We start from the raw sequence: 2,684 nt of genomic DNA, 5'->3' as shown, positions 1-2,684 counted from the left end.
CCGGGCAGTACGCCGACCGCGAAACCGGCCTGCACTACAACCTGTTCCGCTACTACGACCCGCAGACCGGGCGGTTCACCGTTCAGGATCCGATAGGGTTAAACGGCGGCTGGAACCTGTACCAGTACGCGCCGAACCCGCTCGGGTGGATTGACCCGTGGGGACTAAGTGGTGAGGATATCTTTATCCATTATACGGATAAAGCTGGCTTTGATAGCATCATGGGTAGTGGTGCTATTGAAGCAAACTCTAAAGGTAAAGTTTATATAACAGATATATTGATGTCCCCTGAAGATGCTATGAGAGATATTTTTATTAATGATCCTCAACATGCGGGAAGAGGTGATTATTCTATTATTTTCAAAGCCGACTCTTCTCAAATGAGTAAAATTACTCAAAGCTCTGAATTGGAGTATATTCATTCAGGTCGATTAAAGCCGGGCGAGATACTTCACGCTGGTAAGAATCCTTATGACACGGTATCTCATTTATCATATGATCAGCGCCTAAAAATGACGCATGAACAGATGAAATCGAGAGGAGGAAGATGTGGTTGATGATAAAGATAAAATCTTGAAGCTAAGTCAAGGTGAAATAGTTGCCTTGAAAAAGGCAATCATGTATTTGAAGTTTTCTTGTGAGGAAACGGAATCGTTAATGTATGCGGGGAGTCCTCTAATTAACTCTGCTTTTTCCAAGTTGATCGATATAGATGATTTAGGTGAGCACGCAAAAGATTTTTACAGAAAAAGACATGGAGCTAATGAGCGTTTTGTTTTGTCAAAGATAGAAAAGATGGAGCAAGAAAATAACAGGCCACTTGAGACGGCTGTAAAGGAAAACGTATTCAAAGAGTGCTTGTATCCATTTTCTAAAAAATGATTCTACCAAGCTTGGCGGGTGATTAACTTTGCCCGTATTTAATTCTAAGGTGTTTTTATAATAACATTTTTATATTAAATATATACTGTTTAGAAATGGTGACGCATTCTGCAATATCAAAAGCGATAATTATCTCGGGAATTCTCTTGTTAATTTTTAAGTGCAGTTTACAGAAAATATGTATCTTCTCGAAAAATTATCTTTAGGAATACGAAATAAATATCCATATAATATCCCATTTAACTACGCCGGTCTCCCTGATTTTACCAGGTGTGCAATAAAAATGTTCGTATTGAGCTTGGCAAAACACGTGGTGTTGACTTTGCACGTGCGGATAAAGCTGCTGGATATAGTCGAGCTAACCCAAGACCTGCAGCTTATACCTGGCATCATCATCAGGATTCAGGTTATATGCAGTTAATACCAACCGATATACACGCCGCTGTCAAACATACTGGCGGTATAGCTACAGGAAAATGACCCTATGACACAAATACATGATTCAAAAGGTGCGTTAAGCGAACAGGAAGTAGCGAATCTGGAAAACCAGCTTAGAATTAAATTACCTTCAGATTACAGAGAGTTCCTTAAGAAGCATAATGGCGGATATCCCCAGCCAGATAGCTTTGATTTTGATGATGGCAATGATGGGTCAAGCGTTGATAAGTTCCTGGAAGTTGGCGATTCAAAGAATGAAAGTATTGTAGAATACTATAATGATTATAAAGCTCGTATTCCCAAAAATTTCTTTCCGGTCGCTAAGGATGCGGGAGGAAATCTTATTTTGATAGAAATTAATGATGCAGGTTCTGGTGTTTATTATTGGGATCACGAAAATGAAACTGACGATGGCGATACGCCAGGAATGGACAATATGTATTTAATAACACCCAACTTCAATGATTTTATAGATAACCTTTATGAAATCGAAATATAAACGAGGATGGTAGGGTTTCGCCCAAGCACTCCGGTTTAGCTTAGAGCCATTGGCCTGAGCGGTATTGTAATTGCTGGAACTCTTGGTGGTAGTTGTAGAAGGAACTAAATGTAGACTCACGCCTAATCCCGCCTCAAATATTGTCTCTTCATTTTATTCTCCGAATAAATGCAGAGATAATATTTGGAGTGGGAATGACCTGCCCCCAGTATTAAACACAATAATCAGTTAGTAATGTCGGTTGATTTACTCCCGTATGCTCCGTTTCGCCATCCCGCTGCAAACTCTGAAGGAGTCTGATAATTCAACGAAGAATGAGGACGACATTCGTTATAGTCCTGCCGCCATGCGCTTATAATTTCTTTTGCATGAACAATATCGCGGAACCAGTGCTCATTCAGACATTCATCGCGAAAACGACCATTAAAACTCTCGATAAAGCCATTCTGTGTCGGCTTGCCCGGCTGAATAAGCCGCAGCTCAACATTATGTTCAAAGGCCCACTGATCCAGCGCACGGCAGGTAAACTCAGGCCCCTGATCGGTTCTTATCGTTGCCGGATAGCCACGAAACAGCGCAACACTGTCCAGAATGCGTGATACCTGAACGCCTGTAATACCAAAAGCAACGCTGATCGTCAGACACTCCTTCGTGAAATCATCAACGCAGGTCAGGCATTTAATCCGGCGACCACTGGCCAGCGCATCCATGACAAAATCCATTGACCACGTCAGGTTAGGACCTGCCGGACGCAACAGCGGAAGCCGCTCAGTTGCCAGCCCCTTACGGCGCCGTCTGCGTTTTACGCCCAGGCCATTGAGATGATAAATGCGGTAGACCCGTTTGTGGTTAACGCAAAGGCCTT

At 42.3% G+C, this 2,684-nt stretch carries 5 protein-coding genes; 4 read left to right on the top strand and 1 reads right to left on the bottom strand.

The features are described 5' to 3' along the window. The 4 genes from ACTU3N_RS05915 to ACTU3N_RS05900 all read left to right on the top strand — a co-directional run. Positions 1-557, top strand: a 557-nt coding sequence (locus tag ACTU3N_RS05915; protein WP_443085212.1) for an RHS repeat-associated core domain-containing protein, incomplete at its 5' end; no start/stop codon positions are given. Then, positions 550-882, top strand: a complete 333-nt coding sequence (locus ACTU3N_RS05910; protein WP_443085211.1) for a hypothetical protein — start codon at positions 550-552, stop codon at positions 880-882. The genes ACTU3N_RS05915 and ACTU3N_RS05910, both read left to right, overlap by 8 nt. Before the next feature lie 270 nt (positions 883-1,152). Further along, the gene (locus ACTU3N_RS05905) at positions 1,153-1,362 is read left to right on the top strand and encodes an HNH endonuclease (RefSeq protein ID WP_443085210.1); all 210 of its coding nucleotides are present in this window, start codon (positions 1,153-1,155) and stop codon (positions 1,360-1,362) included. 4 nt (positions 1,363-1,366) lie between these two features. Then, a complete protein-coding gene (locus ACTU3N_RS05900) occupies positions 1,367-1,819 on the top strand; it encodes an SMI1/KNR4 family protein (RefSeq protein ID WP_443085209.1) in 453 nt (150 codons plus the stop codon). 224 nt (positions 1,820-2,043) lie between these two features. Here ACTU3N_RS05900 and ACTU3N_RS05895 read toward each other — a convergent pair. Further along, the coding region (locus ACTU3N_RS05895; RefSeq protein ID WP_443085208.1) for an IS3 family transposase at positions 2,044-2,684 on the bottom strand (641 nt) is incomplete at its 5' end.

The organism is Vagococcus sp. WN89Y, assembly GCF_052220145.1.
Taxonomy (GTDB): domain Bacteria; phylum Pseudomonadota; class Gammaproteobacteria; order Enterobacterales; family Enterobacteriaceae; genus Kosakonia.
Note: the sequence above shows the minus strand (reverse complement) of the source record. Positions and strands in the feature narration are given on the sequence as shown.